This is a genomic window from Amycolatopsis sp. NPDC051061, assembly GCF_040682935.1.
Taxonomy (GTDB): domain Bacteria; phylum Actinomycetota; class Actinomycetes; order Mycobacteriales; family Pseudonocardiaceae; genus Amycolatopsis.
Genome location: NZ_JBFBBZ010000005.1, coordinates 271389 through 287758, shown reverse-complemented (window position 1 = coordinate 287758; position 16370 = coordinate 271389). Strand labels below are relative to the sequence as shown.

Sequence of the window (16370 nt, the reverse complement as noted above, 5' to 3'; positions counted from 1 at the left end):
CTTCGCCGGGACTCCGATCGATTCAGCATACTGCTCGACGCCGCTAATGCGTATACTGAATTGATGCGTCGCACGCTGTTCACGCAAGATCACGAAGACTTCCGCCTCTTGGTCCGCGACTTCCTCGTCCGCGAGGTCGTCCCGGTGTACGAACAGTGGCGGCACGCCGGGCTCGTCCCCCGCGAGCTGTTCACGTCGCTGGGCAAGCTCGGCATCATCGGCACCACCGTCCCGGAGGAGTACGGCGGCGGTGGCCAGGACGACTACCGCTACAACGTGGTGATCCAGGAAGAGTGTGCCCGCGCGACCGTGACGCTGGGCGGCCTGCGCACCCACCTGGACGTCGTCGTCCCGTACTTCCTGGGGCTGGCGGACACCGGGCAGCGAGCCCGCTGGTTCCCCGGCCTGGCCTCCGGAGAGCTGTACACCGCGATCGCGATGAGCGAACCGGGGGCAGGCTCGGACCTGGCCGGCATCGCGACGACCGCGGTCCGCGACGGCGACCACTACGTCCTCGACGGCGCCAAGACGTTCATCACCGGTGGCTACCACGCCGACCTGGTGATCGTCGTCGCCCGCACCTCGACGGACCCGGGCAACCGGCGCGCCGGCCTGACGCTGTTCGTGGTGGAGAAGGGCATGCCCGGCTTCACCGTGGGACGCAAGCTGGACAAGCTCGGGCTGACCGTCCAGGACACCGTCGAGCTGTCCTTCGCCGACGTCCGCGTCCCTGCCGCCAACCGCCTCGGTGAAGAGGGCAAGGCGTTCTCCTACCTGGGCCGCAACCTCGCGCAGGAGCGGCTGGCCATCACGGTCGGCGCGGTCGCCCAGTCCCGGGCCGCCATCGACCTGACCATCGCCTACGTGCGTGACCGGAAGGTCTTCGGGCAGCCGGTCGCGCACTTCCAGAACACGAAGTTCGAGCTCGCGGCGATGGCCGCCGAACTCGAAGCCGCCCAAGCCCTGCTCGACGCGGCGGTCACGGCCCACGTCGCCGGCGACCTGAGCGCCGTGGACGCGGCCAAGGCCAAGCTGTTCTGCACCGAGGTGCAGGGCCGGGTGGTCGACCGCTGCCTCCAGCTCCACGGCGGCTACGGCTACATCCTCGAATACCCGATCGCCCGGCTGTACGCCGACGCACGGGTGAGCCGCATCTACGGCGGCACCAGCGAGGTCATGAAAACCATCATCAGCAAGTCACTGGGCCTGTGAAGGGGTTGGCATGCACATCGACGGTTCCACGGCGCTGGTCACTGGCGGCGCGTCCGGGCTCGGCCTGGCCACCGCGCGCCGGATCATCGGCCTCGGCGGGCGGGCGGTCATCGCCGACATCTCCGAGGAACTGGGCGCCAAGGCCGTCGCCGACCTCGGCGAGGCCGCCCGGTTCGTGCGCGCGGACGTCACCGACGAGGCGTCGATCGAAGCCGCCGTCGACGCCGCGAGCCCGCTCCGGTTCGTCGTCCACTGCGCCGGCCGCGGCGGTGACCGCGCCCGGATCCTCGGCAAGGACGGCAGCCCCGGCGACCTCGCGACGTTCGCCGAGGTAGTGCGGGTCAACCTGATCGGCACCTACAACGTGCTGTGCCTGGCCGCGTCCCGCATCGCGGAGAACGACACCCTCGACGACGGCGACCGCGGCGCCATCGTGCTGACCGCCTCCGTCGCCGCGTTCGACGGCCAGATCGGGCAGACCTCTTACAGCGCGTCCAAGGCCGCCGTGCACGGCATGACCCTCGTCGCGGCCCGTGACCTGGCGAGCCGGCAGATCCGGGTGAACACCATCGCCCCGGGTGTGATGGACACCCCGATGCTCGGCCGGCTGCGCACCGACATCCGCGAGGGTCTCGCCGCGGCCGTGCCCCATCCCAAGCGGCTCGGTGACCCGGACGACTATGCCCGCCTCGCCGTCGCGATGCTCGAGAATCCGTATCTCAACGGCCAGACCGTCCGGCTCGACGGGGCCATCCGCATGGGCCCGCGCTGATGCCCGGCGAGAGACTTCGCGCGGCGCGGGAACACAAGACCCGGGAACTGCTCTTGACGGCGGCGGAGCGGATGTTCGCCGAGCACGGGGTACGGGCCGTCTCCAACCGGCAAATCAGCGAGGCCGCCGGCCAGGGGAACAACGCGGCCGTCAGTTACCACTTCGGCGCCAAAGAAGACCTGCTGCGGGCCATCACCCGCAGGCACTCCGCCCCGATCGAGGAGTTGCGCCAGGACATGCTGGCCGGGATCGGCGACGACGCGGACCTGCGAAACTGGATCGAATGCCTGGTGCGCCCCATCACCGTGCACCTCGCCGCAGCCGGTGGTCCGACGTGGTTCGCCCGGTTCGGCGCGCAGATGATGACGGACCCGTCGTTGCGCCCGATCATGGTCGAGGAGTCACTGTCGTCGCCGGCACTGGTGAAGACCACGGACGGGGTGAACCGGTGCTCGGTCGGCATGCCGGCCGAAGTGCGCCTCGAGCGCAGCGACATGACCCGCCAGCTGCTGGTGCACGTCATCGCCGACCACGAACGCAGCCTTTCCGGTGGCTCTCTCGCTCCCCGTGACAGCTGGCAGAAAGCGGCGGACGGACTGATCGACGCACTCAGCGGACTGTGGTCCGCGTCAATTTCAGTGCCCTCTTTATCCTTGACTGAAGACTAAGGCAGGTCGCTGCGAGTAACTCGCAAGCCTTTTTTGCTTACAGTTCGGCCAGTCTGTCGCTCATAGCGTAAGTGGATCTTCGGTTCGTGAACTGCACGTGCAGGTGCATGACTACAATTGCTTATCCTTTTTATCGCTGTTACCGTCCCGTGGCGGCCTGAAATCCGGCTCGGGTCCTACCTCCCGGGCCCCGTCTGGCGGAGGTACCGGTCATGGGCGTGCAGCGCAGGTGGAGACGAACCCGGCTGGGCCTGGCGGCGGCGGTCGCCGCCACCGCACCACTCCTGCTCGGGTCCGCCGCGGCGGACCCGGCGGTCAGCGGGCCGGTGACCGGGGGCAACGGGCGTGTCCTGCTGCAGGCGACAACTTTCCCCCTGGACAGCGTGGGATACACCCAATCGGAGTTCTTCGTGTCCGGCACGGCTTCGTCCTTCGCGCCGGTGACGGACCTCGGCACCGACGGGCGCTGGCAGGTCTCCCCCGCGACCACCGCGCCGTTCACGACGCGGATCGTCGTGAACCGGCCGGCCGATTCCGCCCGCTTCAACGGCACCGTCGTCGTCGAGTGGCTGAACGTCAGTGCCGGCCTGGACGTCGCTCCGGACTGGATCTACTCCCACAACGAACTGATCCGGGAGGGCTTCGCCTGGGTCGGCGTCTCCGCCCAGGCAGCCGGGGTATCGGCCGACAAGGCCGGCGACCCGGCCCGCTATGCCACCCTCTCCCACCCCGGTGACAGTTACTCCTACGACATCTTTTCCCAAGCCGGCCGAGCGGTGCGGAGCTCCGCCGCCACCGTTCTCGGCGGATTGCGTCCGCGTGCCGTGCTGGCCGAAGGGGAGTCGCAGTCCGCGTTCCGGCTCACCACCTACCTGAACGCCGTCCAGCCCCTCGCGCACGAGTACGACGGATTCCTCGTGCACAGCCGGGGAGGCGACAGCGCACCGCTCTCGCAGGCGCCCCAGGTGGACGTCCCGACCCCCCAGGTCGTCCGCTTCCGCACCGACCTGGACGTCCCGGTGCTGGCGGTGCAGACGGAAACCGACCTGATGCTGCTGGGCTACCTGGCGGCCCGGCAGGACGACTCACCGCGCGTGCGGATCTGGGAGGTGGCGGGCACGGCGCACGCCGACGCCTACATCGCCACCCTCGGCGCCGGGGACGACGGCGGCGGCGAGACGGGTGTCCGGGAACTGGCCGCCATGCTCGATCCGCCGGTGGGTACCCCCGGATTCACCTGTGACAAGCCGATCAACACCGGCCAGGGACACTACGTCGTCGACGCCGCACAGTACGCCCTGAACCGCTGGGTGACCGCCGGGGTGCCGCCCGCGCGGGCGGCCCGCCTGCAGGTCGACACCTCGGGTCCCGCACCGGTGTTCGTCCTCGACACCCACGGCAACGCCAAGGGCGGCGTCCGCACGCCGGCCGTCGACGTGCCGGTGGCGACGCTGTCCGGTCTCGGCCAGGCCGGCTCTTCCTTCTGCTTCCTGTTCGGCACGACCACTCCCTTCGGCACCACGACGCTGACCGCGCTGTACCCCACCCACGCGCACTTCGTCGCCCGCTGGACCGCCGGCACCACATCCGCGGTCGCGGCGGGATTCCTGCGTCCGGCCGACGGCATCGAGCTCGTCCGGGCCGCAGTCGCAACCGGCGTCGGCGGCTGACCCACCCCCGATTCGCCGCGCCGCACACCACGACCGACGACATCGGAGTCATCATGCCCGAAAACCCTTACCCCACCGAAGAACCCGCATCCGGCCTCAGCCGCCGGAAAGTACTGGGCGCCGCTGCGCTGGGCGCGACCGCGCTGGCCGGGCTCGCGGCCGGCCCCGGCCGAGCACACGCTTCGGCCCGCCCGGCGGCGGTTCCCGTGACCCGGCTGCGCGAACGGGCCGTCGTCGTCGGCAGCGGCTTCGGCGGCGGAGTGACCGCGCTGCGGCTGGCCAGGGTCGGAGTCTCGGCGCTCGTCCTGGAACGCGGCCTGCGGTGGCCGACCGGTCCCAACGCGACGACCTTCTCCCGCTACGCCGACATGGACAACAGATCCGCCTGGCTGAGCGACCACAGCGTCATCCCCAGCGTCCCCAAGACGTGGACCCCCTTCACCGGCGTGCTCGAAGCGGTGGTGGGCAACGGGATGACGATGAACTGCGGCGCCGCGGTCGGCGGCGGGTCGATCATGTACCACGGCATGACCCTCCAGCCGACAAAAGCGAACTTCGCCGCCTCCATGCCGGTGGTGGCGGACCTCTACGACGAGCTGAACCTGTGGGCCTACCCCACCGTCGCCCGGATGCTGGGAATCGCCACCATCCCCGCCGACGTGCTGGCCACGGATCCGTACAAGTCGTCCCGGCTGTTCCTCGACGTCGCTCCCCAGGCGGGCCTCACGACGTTCCGCGTGCCCCTGCCCGTCGACTGGAACTTCGTCCGCGGCGAGCTGGCCGGCCGGTACCAGCCCACCTACACCACCAGCGACATCGCCTTCGGGGTCAACAACGGTGGAAAGCACTCGATCGACGTCACCTACCTGGCCGCGGCGGAAGCCACCGGCCTGGTCCGGGTGCAGGCCCTGCACGTCGTCCGCGACCTCGCGCTGGACGCGAACAAGCGCTGGGTGCTGACCGTCGACCGCATCAACACCGCGGGAGTGGTCCAGGAGAAGAAGATCATCACCGCGGACGCGGTGTTCCTCAACGCCGGCACCGCCGGGACGACCCGGCTGCTGGTCAAGTCGCGCGCCAAGGGGCTCGTGCCCGGCCTGCCCGACGCCGTCGGCACCCGGTGGGGCAACAACGGCGACCGCATCTACGCCTGGGCCGGGATGACCGGCGACCCCGGAACCGTGCAGGGCGGCCCGGCCTGTGTCGGCGGCTCCGATCCCCGGAGCCCGATCCCGTTCACCGTTGTGCACGCGGGTTCGCCCGCGCTGCCTCCCGGCGGCAAGCTGATGACGGTCGTCGGCTTCGGGATCGTCGACCCCGTCGGCACCTGGACCTACGACGCCGGCAAGGACGACGCCGTGCTGAGCTGGTCGGCCACCGGTGACGCCGCGCTCCAGTCGCTGATCGCCGCCCGCGTGCAGCAGATCGCCGCGGCCGGCGGCGGAGTCATGATCGACACGAACAACGGCGCACCGTCGACGTGGCACGGCCTGGGTGGCGTGCCGATGGGCTCGGCGGTGGACCGCTACGGCCGCGTCCTGGGTCACGACGGCCTCTACGTGCTGGACGGCGCACGGATCCCCGGGTCCACCGGCGCCTGCAACCCGTCGATGACGATCGCGGCGCTGGCCGAGCACAGCATGGCCACCATCGTGCGCCAGGACGTCGGCCGCGTCTTCTGAGCCGGGGAGCCGCGCCAGCGCCGGAGTTCAGTCCTGGCGAACCGGCGCGAACAGCGCCTGGACGTCCGGACGGCTGACCTTCATCGACGGGGTGCGCGGCAGTTCCCCGACTATCTTGATCTCGGTCGGCAGGTGGTAGCGGGCCAGCCGCTCGGCGAGCCACCGCCGCAGCTCGGCGGCGGTGGCTCCCCCAGCGCCCTCGCGAATCGTCACGGCGGCGACCGGGACCTCGCCGAGGCGCTCGTCGGGGACGCCCACCGCGGACGCGTCACGCACCGCCGGGTGCGCCCGCAGGGCGTCCTCGATCACGCTAGGCACGATCTTGAAGCCGCCCCTGTTGATCGCGTCGTCGGACCGGCCGTGGATGAAGAGGAACCCGTCGTCGTCCAGGGTCGCGAGGTCGGTGGTGCGGACCCAGCCGTCGTCCGGCAGCTGCGGGCCCTTCGCCTCGAGCACGCCCACGGCGCCGACCGGCACCGGCTCGCCGGTCGCCCGGTCGACCACGCGCAACGCTATGCCGCGGAAGGCCCGGCCGACGCTGCCCCGCTTCGCCGTCCACCATTCCTGGTGCAGCGGGAGGTCCCAGCCCGCGATCGCGCCGGCGAACTCCGTCGCGCCGTAGACCGACAGCACCGGGACACCGAAGCGCGCGGTGAACCGGTCGGCGTCATCGGGGGGCAGTGCGGCCGTGCCGGACGACACCTGCTCGACCCCGTCGAACGCATCATCAGGCAGGTCCGACTGCAGCACCATGCGGAGCGCGGTGGGCGCCAGCCGGACGCGCCGCGGCCGGGTCCGGTGCACGAGCGCGGCCCACTTCCGGACATCGAACCGCTCCAGCAACGCGGTCGGCAGTCCGGCCGCCACGTTGGCGATCGCGAAGTACAGCCCGCCGATGTGCACGAGCGACGTCCAAAGGATGGACGGGTGCGTGCGCAGCCGTACCTCGTTCGAGGCGACCGGCGTGCCCGACGCTTCGAACGCGGCGGTGAGCTTGCGGTAGGTCAGCTCCACCCGTTTCGGCCGCCCGGTCGTGCCGCTGGTCTGCATGAGCACCGCGACGTCACCGCGCTCGGTCGCGCCCGGCGCGACCGTCCAGTCCGACGGGCGGGCCCGCAGCGGTCGATCCTCTTCGCCCGTTTCGAGAGCGAGGGCCGCCAGCCCGGCCACCGCGGCGGCCACTCCAGGCCGGGCCCAGTCCGCTGCGCCCGCCACGACGACCTGCGGCGCGAGCGTCGTGATGTCCTCGGCCAGCGCCACGTCCCCGTGGAACGGGCTCAGCGTCACCACCTGGCGGCCGGTGGCGATCACCGCGAGCAGCACGGCCAGGTGCCCCGGCCGGTTCCGCAGGATGATCCCGATCCGGTGCGCCTCCGGGACACCCGCTTCGGCAAGCAGCCGGTCGAGGTCGTCGACCCCGCGTTGCAGGAACGACCACGGATAGCTGCGGTCCTCGAAGGTCACCGCCGTCGCTCCCGGCTCGGCGCAGAGCACCCGGCGCAGCCGGGCCGGGAGCGGTCGGTCGTCAGGGATCGGCACTGGCTTTCCTTCGGTCGGTCCGGTGGGCGTGGACGAGCTGATGGACGGATCTGACGCGTCGCGGTCAGGCGCCGGCGGCCAGTCCGGCCACGATGTCGCGGCGCACGAGCTTGCCGGTCGAGGTCCGGGGCAGCTCGGGCCAGCAGACGATCCGCTCCGGCGTCTTCGATCCGCGCAGGGTGGCGCGGATCGTCGCGCGCAGTCCTTCGAGGTCGAGGTTCGTCCCGGCGCGGGGCACGACCACGGCTTCGATCCGCTGGCCCCACTCCTCGTCCGGGACGCCGACGACGACGGCGTCGAGCACGTCCGGGTGCCGCAGCAGGACGTCTTCGATCTCCGCGGGCGCGATGTTCTCCGCGCCGCGGATGATGGTGTCGTCGATCCGGCCCTCGACGTAGAGGTAGCCGCCGGCGTCGAAGCGGCCCTGGTCGCGAGTGGGGAAGAAGCCCCGTTCGTCGACCGCGGTCCCCTGCCCCGCGTACTCACCCGAAACCTGATCGCCGCGCACCCAGATCTGCCCGGGCTCCCCCGGCGCGACGACCGCACCGGTCTCGTCGCGGACTTCCAGCTCGATCGACGGCACGGGCCGTCCGGCGGAGCCGAGCCGCGCCCGTACCGCGGGATCATCGCTCGCGACGGCCGCGCGGTGTTCGTCCGGACCCAAGACCGAGATGGTGGACGAGGTTTCGGTCAGGCCGTAGGCGTTTACGAAGTCCACGTGCGGCCATTCCTTCAGCGCGGTCTCGATCACCCGCACCGGCATCTTGGCCCCGCCGTAGGCGAGTGCCCGCAGCGAAGGCACCGAGCGGTCCAGTTCCTCCGTGTCCAGGATGCGGGCGAGCATGGTCGGCACCACCATCGCGTTCGTGACGCGCTGCTCCCGCACCAGGTCGAGCCAGCCGCCCGGGGTGAACTGCTCGAGGGTAAGCACCCGCCGCCCCGCGTACAGGTTCGTCAAGACGTTCGAAACGGCGGCGATGTGGTAGGGCGGCACGCTCATCAAGGCGGCCTCATCGGCGCCGGCTCCGGCGAACTCGACGGTGCCGAGCACGTACGAGACGAGGTTGTGGTGGCGCAGGACCACACCTTTCGGGGCCGACGTCGTTCCGCTCGTGTAGATCACCACCGCGGGGGCGTCCGGTTCGGGCCCGGTCTCGTCCGCCTCGCCGGCTTCGCTTTCGGCAGCGGCCAGCCAGCCGGCCGGGCTCCACACCGGCAACCCGGCGCGGCCCAGCGCCCCGGCCTGCGCCGGATCGGCGATGCCCAGCGCGCGGGGATGCTTGGCCAGCAACGCATCCAGCTGTTCGCCGCCCAGCCGGTAGTTCACCGGCACCAGCGGTACCCCGGCGCGGGCGGCGGCGAAGAGCGCGAGCGGGAAGGCCGGCCCGTTGACCGCCAGGTAGACGAGCGCATCGGCCCCGGCAGCGCGGACCTTTCGCGCCGCGCCCACGGACAGCTCGCGCAACCTCGCGGCCGTCACGCCGTCTTTCACGCGTCCGGCCACGACCCGATCGCCGAACCCGTCGGCCGCCATGTCCAGCAGCGTCGCGATGTTCATCGGCTCAGTCCGAAGCCGGCAGTGGCTTGGCGCCCTTGATCGGCAGCGGAACGCCGTTCACCGCCAGCGTGCCGGGCCCCGCCTTCGTGCAGAGCAGCTCCAAGCCGTATTCGTCGGCGGCATAACGCTTGCCGAGCTGCGCACCGCCCTGCTGGGCCGGATCGGCGGTGCCGGTGGTCCCCGCCTCCGGGCCGCGTGGGTCGACCATGGTCGCGCCGCCGCAGGTGATGTCCAGATCGTCGTCCGGGCAGCGGACCACGATCACCGTCGCCGCGTCCACCGTGCTGGCGAGCGTCTGTCCCACGCGCGGCTTCATGCAGCGTCCTCCGCGTATCTAAGAAGAGTATCCGATTAAGCTAGATATCAGCATTATGAAGCGCCTGGATGGCTTCAGACAAGCATTTCAGTGCACTTAATTTGAGTCGTCCGGGCGCCGCCAGAAGACCGCGAGCTGCGCGGCCGCCGCGGCGAGCCCCAGCCCGGCCGCGAGCGCGGCCCGCTGGGCACCGCTCAGCCGGCCGTCCAGCCCGAGCGCCCGGTCGACGCTGAACCGGCCCGGCCCGAGTGCGGCCAGTGCCACGGACGCCGCTCCGAGGTTGAGCACGAACTCGTACCCCTCGTTCAGCACGAAGAACCCGTTGGGCAGGTGCACGGTGCGCGCGGCGACGCCCATCGTCCCGACGACCGCCGACGCCGCCAGCGGGGTCGCCGCGCCGGCGACCAGGGCGGCACCCGCCCCGACCTCGACGACCGCGCTGGCCACCGCCTGCAGCCGGGGCTCCCGGAACCCGATGGAGGAGAACCAGCCGGCCGTCCCGTCGAGCGTCCGGGCGTGGCGCACCCCGTGCGCGATCATCGTGCCGCCGATCACCGCGCGCAGCACCCACCGCGCGACGTCTGTGCCTCTCATCGGTCCTCCGTTCGCCGCGCACCGGAGTGCGTCAGTCCTTTGTGTTCACGTCGTGGACAGTGCGGGCCGCGAACCGGCGAGCCACCTCCGCCAGGTCGATCCGGCGGCGCAGCTTCGCCGTCGCCTCCAGGGCGAGTGCGTGCGCCAGGGGCACGCCCTCGCCGTCGGCGAGCAGTTTCAGCGTGGCGCCGGCGGCTTCCGGTGCGGCGGCGAGGATCGCGGCCACGACCTGACGGACCCGCTCCGCCAGCCCCTCGTGGGGCACGACCTCGTTGACCAGCCCGGCGCGCAACGCTTGCTCGGCGTCGATGGGCTCACCGGTCAGCATCATCTGCCGCGCCAGCCGCACGCCGACCGCCCGGGGCAGCAACGCGCTCATCCCCCAGCCCGCCTCCAGGCCCACCGCGGCGTGCGTATCGGCGAACCGCGCGCGGTCCGAAGCGATGAGGAAGGCGCACGACAGCGCGAGCTCCAGCGCTCCTGTGTAGCACCAGCCGTTGATCACCCCGAGCACCGGCGTGCGAGCCGCCCGCACCACCTCCGCCGGGTCGGTCCGGGCGCCACGCGGCGAGCCGCCGCCGTCGCCGAGCGACTCCTTGAGGTCGACGCCCGCGGAGAAGGCCGGATCGGTGCCGGTGAGCACGATCAGCCGCGTCCCGGGGTCGGCGTCCGCCGCGCGGATCGCCGTGATCAGACCGCGCCGCATCGCGATCGTCAAGGCGTTTCGCGCCTCCGGGCGGTCCAGGGTCAGCCAAAGCACCTCGTCCTCCGAGCGGAAGCCGAGCCCCTCGACGCTCGGATCCTCGATCACGCCGTCAGGACGAGCGCGGAGCCCATGCCGCCCCCGGCGCACATCGCCGCGACCGCCGTCCCGCCGCCGCGGCGGCGCAGTTCGTGGGCGAGCGTGGTGACCATCCGCGCCCCGGTCGTGGCGATGGGGTGCCCGAGGCTGCAGCCGCTGCCGAACGGGTTGACCCGCTCCGGGTCGAGCCCCAGCTCGCGAGTGGTGGCCACGGCAACCGACGCGAACGCTTCGTTGACCTCGAACAGGTCGACCTCACCGACCTCGATCCCGGCACGGCCGAGAGCCTTGCGGATGGCGGCGATCGGGGCGAGGCCGGTCTCCACCGGGTCGACGCCGACGCTGGCCCACGAGCGGACCGTCGCGAGCGGGGTGAGGCCGTGTTCGGCCGCGAGCGCGGCATCGGCGACGACGACCGCCGCCGCACCGTCGTTCACCCCGCTGGAATTGCCCGCGGTGATGGAGAAACCTTCGATCTCGGGGTGCAGCACCTTCAACGCCGCCAGCTTCTGCAGGCTGGTGCCCCGCCGCGGGTGTTCGTCCACGTCGAAGACCGACACCGCACCGCCGGAATCGGTGACCTTGACCGCGACGATCTCCTCGGAGAACCGCCCTTCGTCGATGGCCCGGATCGCGCGCTCGTGCGAGCGCAGCGCCCAGGCGTCCATCTCCGCGCGGGAGATACGGGCCAGCCAGGCGGTGTTCCAGCCGACGAGGATCGACATGTCCCGGTTGGGCGCATCGGGAGTCGCCACGTGCGACGGAGAGCCCCAGGGGTCGACCCACTCGTCGGTGCCCGGGATCCGCCACCGCGACACCGGCGCTGTGGACGACGAATGAGTGCCGCCGCCGATCACCGCGCGGTCCATTCCCGCCCGGACGCTCGCCGCGGCGGTCGCGACGCTCGCCAGCCCGGACGCGCAGTGCCGGTTCTGCGCCAGGCCGGGGACGTGGGTCAGCCCGGCTTCCAGTGCCGCGTAACGGGCGATGTCCCCGCCCCCGGCCATGGACTCGCCGAGCACGACGTCGTCGAAGGCTTCCGGTGGCAGACCCGAGCGTTGCGCGGCTTCGCGGACGACGGTCGTGGCGAGATCGAACGCGCTCACCTCGCGCAGCGCGCCCTTGCGAGCGGTGCCGATGGCGGTGCGGCAGGCTGACAGCAGGACAGCGTCGGTCATAAATTCGTTATACTCTATTCTGGCACCGGCGGAAAGAGAGGTGCCCATGGAAACCGCTCTGTTCGACGTGATCGATCACGTCGCGACGATCACCCTGAACCGGCCCGAGGCCATGAACAGCTTCAACCAGCAGATGCTCGACGACTTCGCCTTCATCTGGCGGAAAGTCAAAGCCGACGACGACATCCACGTCGTGGTGCTGCGCGCCGCGGGCGAGCGCGCGTTCAGCACCGGCATGGATGTCAAGGAGGGCATCGACCGCCACCCCAACGTGTGGAGCCAGGGCGATCCCGGTGAGCAGTTGTCACCCAAGCTCAACCAGGTGTGGAAACCCCTGGTCTGCGCGGTGCACGGGATGGCCGCCGGCGGCGCGTTCTACTGGCTCAACGAAGCCGACATCGTCATCTGCTCCGACGACGCCACGTTCTTCGACCCGCACGTCAGCTACGGGCTCACCGCGGCCCTCGAGCCGATCGGCCTCGCCCGGCGCATCCCGCTCGGCGAAGCCCTGCGCATCGCGCTGCTCGGCCTCGACGAGCGCCTGTCTCCCGAGCGCGCCCTGCAGATCGGCCTGGTCAGCGAGGTGCTGCCGCGTGCGGAGCTGTGGGGCCGCGCCGACGAGATCGCCCGCGTCATCGCCGCGAAGCCACCCGCCGCGATCCAGGGCACCGTCCGCGCGATCTGGGAGTCGCTCGACGCCACCCGCACCCAGGCACTGCGCACCGGACTGTCCTACACCCAGCTCGGCAATCCGATCGGGAAGGCCGAGGTGGACCGCGCCGCGGTACCCCGGGCGAAGTGGACGCTGCGCTAACGTAGTCCGGCAATAGAGTGTCCTTTTTATCGGGAGGTTGAATGCGGTTCGGCATGCCGTGGCCCGGCGTCGACGTGGCGCGCGAGGCCGAGCAAGCGGGCGTCAGCGCGTTCTGCACAGGAGACTTCGCCGACCACGACGCGTACACCACGCTCGCGGAGATCGTCGCGAACACCGAGCGGGCGCTGGTCGGCCCGGCCATCGCGTACGCGTTCGCCCGGACCCCGTACGCCCACGCCACCGCGATGCGCCAGCTGCACGCGAAGGCGCCGGGCCGGCTGTTCCTCGGGCTGGGCACGGCGGCGTTCCGGATCAACCGTGACTGGTTCGGCGTCCCCGCGGACCGGCCGGTCGAGCGGGTCGCCGAGACGGTCGAAGCGGTCCGCGCTTGGCTGCACGCCGAGAACGGCGAGACGGTCCGCTACTCCGGCGAGTTCCACTCGATCGACGCCGACGTCCGCGCCCCGGTGCTCGGCCGCCTCGAGGTCCCGGTCCTGCTGGCGGCGTTCAACAAGCGCATGGCCGTGACGGCGGGCCGGGTCGCCGACGGCGTGATCGGGCACGGGCTGTTCACCCGCTCCTGGTGGACCGACGTCGTGCGGCCGGCGGTGACGAAGGGGGCGGCAGCCGGGCCCCGCTCCGAGCACGGCTGGATCATCACGGCCGTCGACGACGCCGCCCCCGAACGCGCGATCGCCGACGCCCGGCGCATGATCGCCTTTTACCTGACAGTGAAGACGTACGACCCGTTCGTGGCCCACCACGGCTGGGAGGTTCCGGTCACCCGGCTGCGCGAGGCGTTCCGGACCGGCGACACGGACGGAATGGCCGCCGCCGTCACCGACGAGATGCTCACCGAGATCGCGGTCTGCGGGACGACCACCAATGCGAAGGACATGCTCGGCCGCCGCGTCGGCGCACTCCCCCGCGACGTCGGCTACTTCGCTCCCCCGAGCTTCCTGGTGGGCCACAAGCGCCGCGCCGCCTACGCCCGGTCCGCCCTCGGGTTGCTCGGGAGCGTGCCGGCCGAGGTCTGAACCCCGCCGATCAGGGTCTCGCGCACGAGATCCGCCGACGGGTGCCGCAGTGCCTCGGCCAGCGGGCCGTGCAGCAGGAGCAGGTCCGCGACCACCCCCCGGCGGATGCGGCGGGGCGGGCCGCCGGGGTCGTCCGGAGCGCTGAGGTAGCCTGCGAGCGCCTTGCGCACGCCGATCCGCTCCGCCGCGCCGACGATCCGGCCGGACGCGGTCCTGCGCTCCGCCGCAGCACGGAGAACGGCCCAGGGATCCAGCGGCCCGTAGGGAGCGTCACTCGACGAGGTGCACCGGATGCCGGCCTCGACGAGGGATCGCAAGCGGTAGAGGTCGGGGTGGTCGGCGGCCGGGAGATCACGCAAGTAGTCGTCGCCGCGGTCGGCGAGGAACGCCGGCTGCGTGACGATCCGCAGACCCAGTTCGGCGATCCGGGGCAGCAGTTCCGCCGGGACCAAGGCCGCGTGCTCGATCCGGTCACCGGGCCGGGTGCCGGTTTCCTCGAGTGCGGCGAGCAGGAGCACGAGCGCCTCGCGGGTCACGCAGTGCACCGCCACCGCCCGGTTTTCGCCATGAGCGGCGCGGATCCGATCGATCAGCGCGTCGAAATCCGGTAGCCCCGAGTCGGCGAGGACGATCTTGTACGGGCCGGCGACGCGCCCGTCTCCGAGGGGTGCCCCGAGCACCAGCACGCGCTGGGGCAGCGCGCCCGCGGTGAGCGCGTCGATCGCCACCGGGTCGAGGTCGGGGGTCGCTTCCGTGACGGCCGTGATGCCGAGGCGGGCCAGCCTCTCGCCGGTCTCCGAGAGATCCGGCGGACGGGACCGGGGCAAGCGACCGCGCAGCCAGTCGTCCGCGCGCCAGAGCCGGCCGGTAGGGCGTCCGCCGGTATCTCGTTCGATCCCGGGGTGGTCACCGGCGGCGAGTCCGAGTGCCGCGGCGGCGACGCCGTTGACCACCCACAGCGCGCCGCTCCGATGTTGGATCCGCACCGGACTCGCGGCGTACAGGCGGTCGAGGATTTCCGCGTCGAGAAGCCCCACCACGGATTCGTGGTAGCCGACCCCGCGGATCCAGCCGTGCTCGTCGGCACGCGCACCGGAAAGCGCGGTACCGAGCGCGGCGACCGTGGTCACCTCGGGCGGCCCGCACGGCACCGAGCGGGCGTGGGCAGCCAGGGCGTGCAGGTGCAGGTGGTGGTCGCAGAGGCCGGGCAGCAGTGCCCCGCCCCGCGCCTCGAGCACGGCCTCCCCCGGCCGCCGATCCAGTGCCGGGGCGATTTCGGTGACCACGGCGCCGTCGATCCGGACGTCCGCACGCCGGATGCCGTCGAGTTCGGCGTCGCGCACCAAGAAGCCGGTCACGGGAGCGGGATGCCCAGTTCGCGAAGGACTTCCCCGGTGTGCGCGCCACTCTCCGCCGCCGTTCCGGTGACGCTCCGGCGACGCGGCAAGGCAATCGGCACCCCAGCAGGTAGGGGACCACTCTGCGAATCGGCATCGAGAGTCGACGCCACGACGTCGGCCATCGCCAGGTCGAACAGCGCGCCGCGGCCGTTCTCCGGGGCGGAAAGGGCCAGCTCGGTCGCGACCAGCCCGGTGAGCGGGTCCGCTATGGCGTCGCCGCAGAAGTACGGCGTGCCGTTCTCGCCGAAGGCGACCAGACCGTTCGCCGCGGCGACGTCGTCGCCGAAGCCGATGCGGTCCGAACGTCTGCCGTACGCGGTGAGGGACATCCAGATCGTGCCACCGCGGGCGGCGGCTTCGGCGTCGAGGCCGAACCTCACCAGCGCACGCGGGCGAGATGCCTCGATGACGATGTCCGCCGCGTCGACGAGGGCAGCCAGCGCCCGGCGTCCGCCGGTGGTGTCCGGGTCGAGCACCACCGACCGGTGGCCCGCGTGCAGCAGGCGGTAGAACTCCGCATTGCCGCCACGCGCGCCGTCCGGACGCTGAGGCGTCTCCACCTTGACGACGTCAGCCCCCAGGAGCCCGAGCAGGTGCGCGCACAGCGGTCCCGCCCACAACGCGCTGAAGTCCACCACCAGCAACCCTTCGACCGAGCGAACGCGGCCGGGCCGGGGCAGCCGCGGAGGCTGGTCCGGTGGCCGGATCGGGCCGGCCGCGACACCGAGCAGGGTGGCGCGGGTGACGAGGTCGTCCCCGGAGTGCGCCAGCAGCCACCGCGCCACCGCGGGCCACGGATCGGCGGGCAGCCTGGCCTCGACCAAGGCGCCGAGCAACAGTGGATCGTCCGGGCGAGCACACGAAACGGCCGCCCAGCCGTCGGCCGTCGGCAGGATCCGGCAACTGCCGCCCACCGAAACCGGGCCGCGGCGGCCGCGGCCGGTGAACGCAGCACGCTCGGACAGCAGCAGGGCCCCGTCGACCGGCAGCGAACACCGGGCGGCGACCGCCCGCGCGACCGTCGCCGCGCGCCCGGGCGGCGCCAGCGGTGGTACCGCCGCCGGGCCGGTCAGCGGCACCACGCCGCTGTGCACCCAGTCCGCGAAGGGTTCGCTCGACACCGCAACG

15 protein-coding genes are annotated in these 16370 nt (G+C 71.9%); 7 read left to right on the top strand and 8 right to left on the bottom strand.

Translation table 11 applies throughout. The annotated features are described in order from the left end of the window. The first annotated feature begins 63 nt into the window (after positions 1-63). The 5 genes from AB0N03_RS09515 (at position 64) to AB0N03_RS09495 (ending at position 6004) form a co-directional block, all read left to right on the top strand. Positions 64-1212 (top strand): acyl-CoA dehydrogenase family protein, encoded by a 1149-nt coding sequence (locus tag AB0N03_RS09515; RefSeq protein WP_364367949.1) that lies wholly within the window; start codon positions 64-66, stop codon positions 1210-1212. Between the two features lie 10 nt (positions 1213-1222). Further along, positions 1223-1984: an SDR family NAD(P)-dependent oxidoreductase gene (locus tag AB0N03_RS09510; RefSeq protein WP_364367946.1), complete on the top strand. Its 762-nt coding sequence runs from the start codon at positions 1223-1225 to the stop codon at positions 1982-1984. Next, a complete protein-coding gene (locus AB0N03_RS09505) occupies positions 1984-2652 on the top strand; it encodes a TetR/AcrR family transcriptional regulator (RefSeq protein ID WP_364367943.1) in 669 nt (222 codons plus the stop codon). Before AB0N03_RS09510 ends, AB0N03_RS09505 begins: the two co-directional genes overlap by 1 nt. A 212-nt stretch (positions 2653-2864) precedes the next feature. Next, a complete protein-coding gene (locus tag AB0N03_RS09500; protein WP_364367941.1) occupies positions 2865-4322 on the top strand; it encodes an alpha/beta hydrolase domain-containing protein in 1458 nt (485 codons plus the stop codon). Positions 4323-4375: 53 nt separating this feature from the next. Continuing rightward, entirely contained in the window at positions 4376-6004 is a 1629-nt protein-coding gene (locus tag AB0N03_RS09495; RefSeq protein ID WP_364367938.1) for a GMC oxidoreductase, read from the top strand. 27 nt (positions 6005-6031) lie between these two features. Here AB0N03_RS09495 and AB0N03_RS09490 read toward each other — a convergent pair whose 3' ends face one another. The 6 genes from AB0N03_RS09490 to AB0N03_RS09465 form a co-directional block, all read right to left on the bottom strand. Then, positions 6032-7543 carry an AMP-binding protein gene (locus AB0N03_RS09490; protein WP_364367935.1) on the bottom strand — a complete coding sequence of 504 codons (1512 nt, stop codon included), beginning with the start codon at positions 7541-7543 and terminating at the stop codon, positions 6032-6034. Between the two features lie 64 nt (positions 7544-7607). Beyond that, on the bottom strand, positions 7608-9101 hold the full coding sequence (locus AB0N03_RS09485) for a fatty acid--CoA ligase family protein (RefSeq protein ID WP_364367932.1): 1494 nt from the start codon (positions 9099-9101) through the stop codon (positions 7608-7610). 4 nt (positions 9102-9105) lie between these two features. Continuing rightward, complete coding sequence (locus AB0N03_RS09480) at positions 9106-9417, bottom strand: hypothetical protein (RefSeq protein WP_364367929.1); 312 nt, start codon at positions 9415-9417, stop codon at positions 9106-9108. A 96-nt stretch (positions 9418-9513) separates the two neighbouring features. Next, complete coding sequence (locus tag AB0N03_RS09475; RefSeq protein WP_364367926.1) at positions 9514-10011, bottom strand: DoxX family protein; 498 nt, start codon at positions 10009-10011, stop codon at positions 9514-9516. A gap of 31 nt (positions 10012-10042) precedes the next feature. After that, positions 10043-10822, bottom strand: a complete 780-nt coding sequence (locus AB0N03_RS09470) for an enoyl-CoA hydratase-related protein (protein ID WP_364367923.1) — start codon at positions 10820-10822, stop codon at positions 10043-10045. After that, the gene (locus AB0N03_RS09465) at positions 10819-11991 is read right to left on the bottom strand and encodes a thiolase family protein (protein ID WP_364367920.1); all 1173 of its coding nucleotides are present in this window, start codon (positions 11989-11991) and stop codon (positions 10819-10821) included. The genes AB0N03_RS09470 and AB0N03_RS09465 overlap by 4 nt, the downstream gene beginning before the upstream one ends. 46 nt (positions 11992-12037) lie before the next feature. Here AB0N03_RS09465 and AB0N03_RS09460 point away from each other — a divergent pair, with 46 nt between their 5' ends. Together AB0N03_RS09460 and AB0N03_RS09455 are read left to right on the top strand one after the other, a co-directional pair. Next, on the top strand, positions 12038-12805 hold the full coding sequence (locus AB0N03_RS09460; protein WP_364367917.1) for an enoyl-CoA hydratase/isomerase family protein: 768 nt from the start codon (positions 12038-12040) through the stop codon (positions 12803-12805). 41 nt (positions 12806-12846) lie between these two features. After that, on the top strand, positions 12847-13842 hold the full coding sequence (locus AB0N03_RS09455) for an LLM class flavin-dependent oxidoreductase (protein WP_364367914.1): 996 nt from the start codon (positions 12847-12849) through the stop codon (positions 13840-13842). Here AB0N03_RS09455 and AB0N03_RS09450 read toward each other — a convergent pair. Then, positions 13791-15200 (bottom strand): amidohydrolase family protein, encoded by a 1410-nt coding sequence (locus AB0N03_RS09450; RefSeq protein WP_364367911.1) that lies wholly within the window; start codon positions 15198-15200, stop codon positions 13791-13793. The two genes, AB0N03_RS09455 and AB0N03_RS09450, sit on opposite strands and share 52 nt — an antisense overlap. Next, the gene (locus tag AB0N03_RS09445) at positions 15197-16363 is read right to left on the bottom strand and encodes a CoA transferase (RefSeq protein WP_364367908.1); all 1167 of its coding nucleotides are present in this window, start codon (positions 16361-16363) and stop codon (positions 15197-15199) included. Before AB0N03_RS09445 ends, AB0N03_RS09450 begins: the two co-directional genes overlap by 4 nt. Between the last annotated feature and the right edge of the window lie 7 nt (positions 16364-16370).

Bases quoted from the DNA above. Each gene is read 5' to 3' on its own strand.
- AB0N03_RS09515 (WP_364367949.1), top strand. From the start codon at position 64: ATGCGTCGCACGCTGTTCACGCAAGATCACGAAGACTTCCGCCTCTTG.
- AB0N03_RS09510 (WP_364367946.1), top strand. From the start codon at position 1,223: ATGCACATCGACGGTTCCACGGCGCTGGTCACTGGCGGCGCGTCCGGG.
- AB0N03_RS09505 (WP_364367943.1), top strand. From the start codon at position 1,984: ATGCCCGGCGAGAGACTTCGCGCGGCGCGGGAACACAAGACCCGGGAA.
- AB0N03_RS09500 (WP_364367941.1), top strand. From the start codon at position 2,865: ATGGGCGTGCAGCGCAGGTGGAGACGAACCCGGCTGGGCCTGGCGGCG.
- AB0N03_RS09495 (WP_364367938.1), top strand. From the start codon at position 4,376: ATGCCCGAAAACCCTTACCCCACCGAAGAACCCGCATCCGGCCTCAGC.
- AB0N03_RS09485 (WP_364367932.1), bottom strand. From the start codon at position 9,101: ATGAACATCGCGACGCTGCTGGACATGGCGGCCGACGGGTTCGGCGAT.
- AB0N03_RS09480 (WP_364367929.1), bottom strand. From the start codon at position 9,417: ATGAAGCCGCGCGTGGGACAGACGCTCGCCAGCACGGTGGACGCGGCG.
- AB0N03_RS09475 (WP_364367926.1), bottom strand. From the start codon at position 10,011: ATGAGAGGCACAGACGTCGCGCGGTGGGTGCTGCGCGCGGTGATCGGC.
- AB0N03_RS09465 (WP_364367920.1), bottom strand. From the start codon at position 11,991: ATGACCGACGCTGTCCTGCTGTCAGCCTGCCGCACCGCCATCGGCACC.
- AB0N03_RS09460 (WP_364367917.1), top strand. From the start codon at position 12,038: ATGGAAACCGCTCTGTTCGACGTGATCGATCACGTCGCGACGATCACC.
- AB0N03_RS09455 (WP_364367914.1), top strand. From the start codon at position 12,847: ATGCGGTTCGGCATGCCGTGGCCCGGCGTCGACGTGGCGCGCGAGGCC.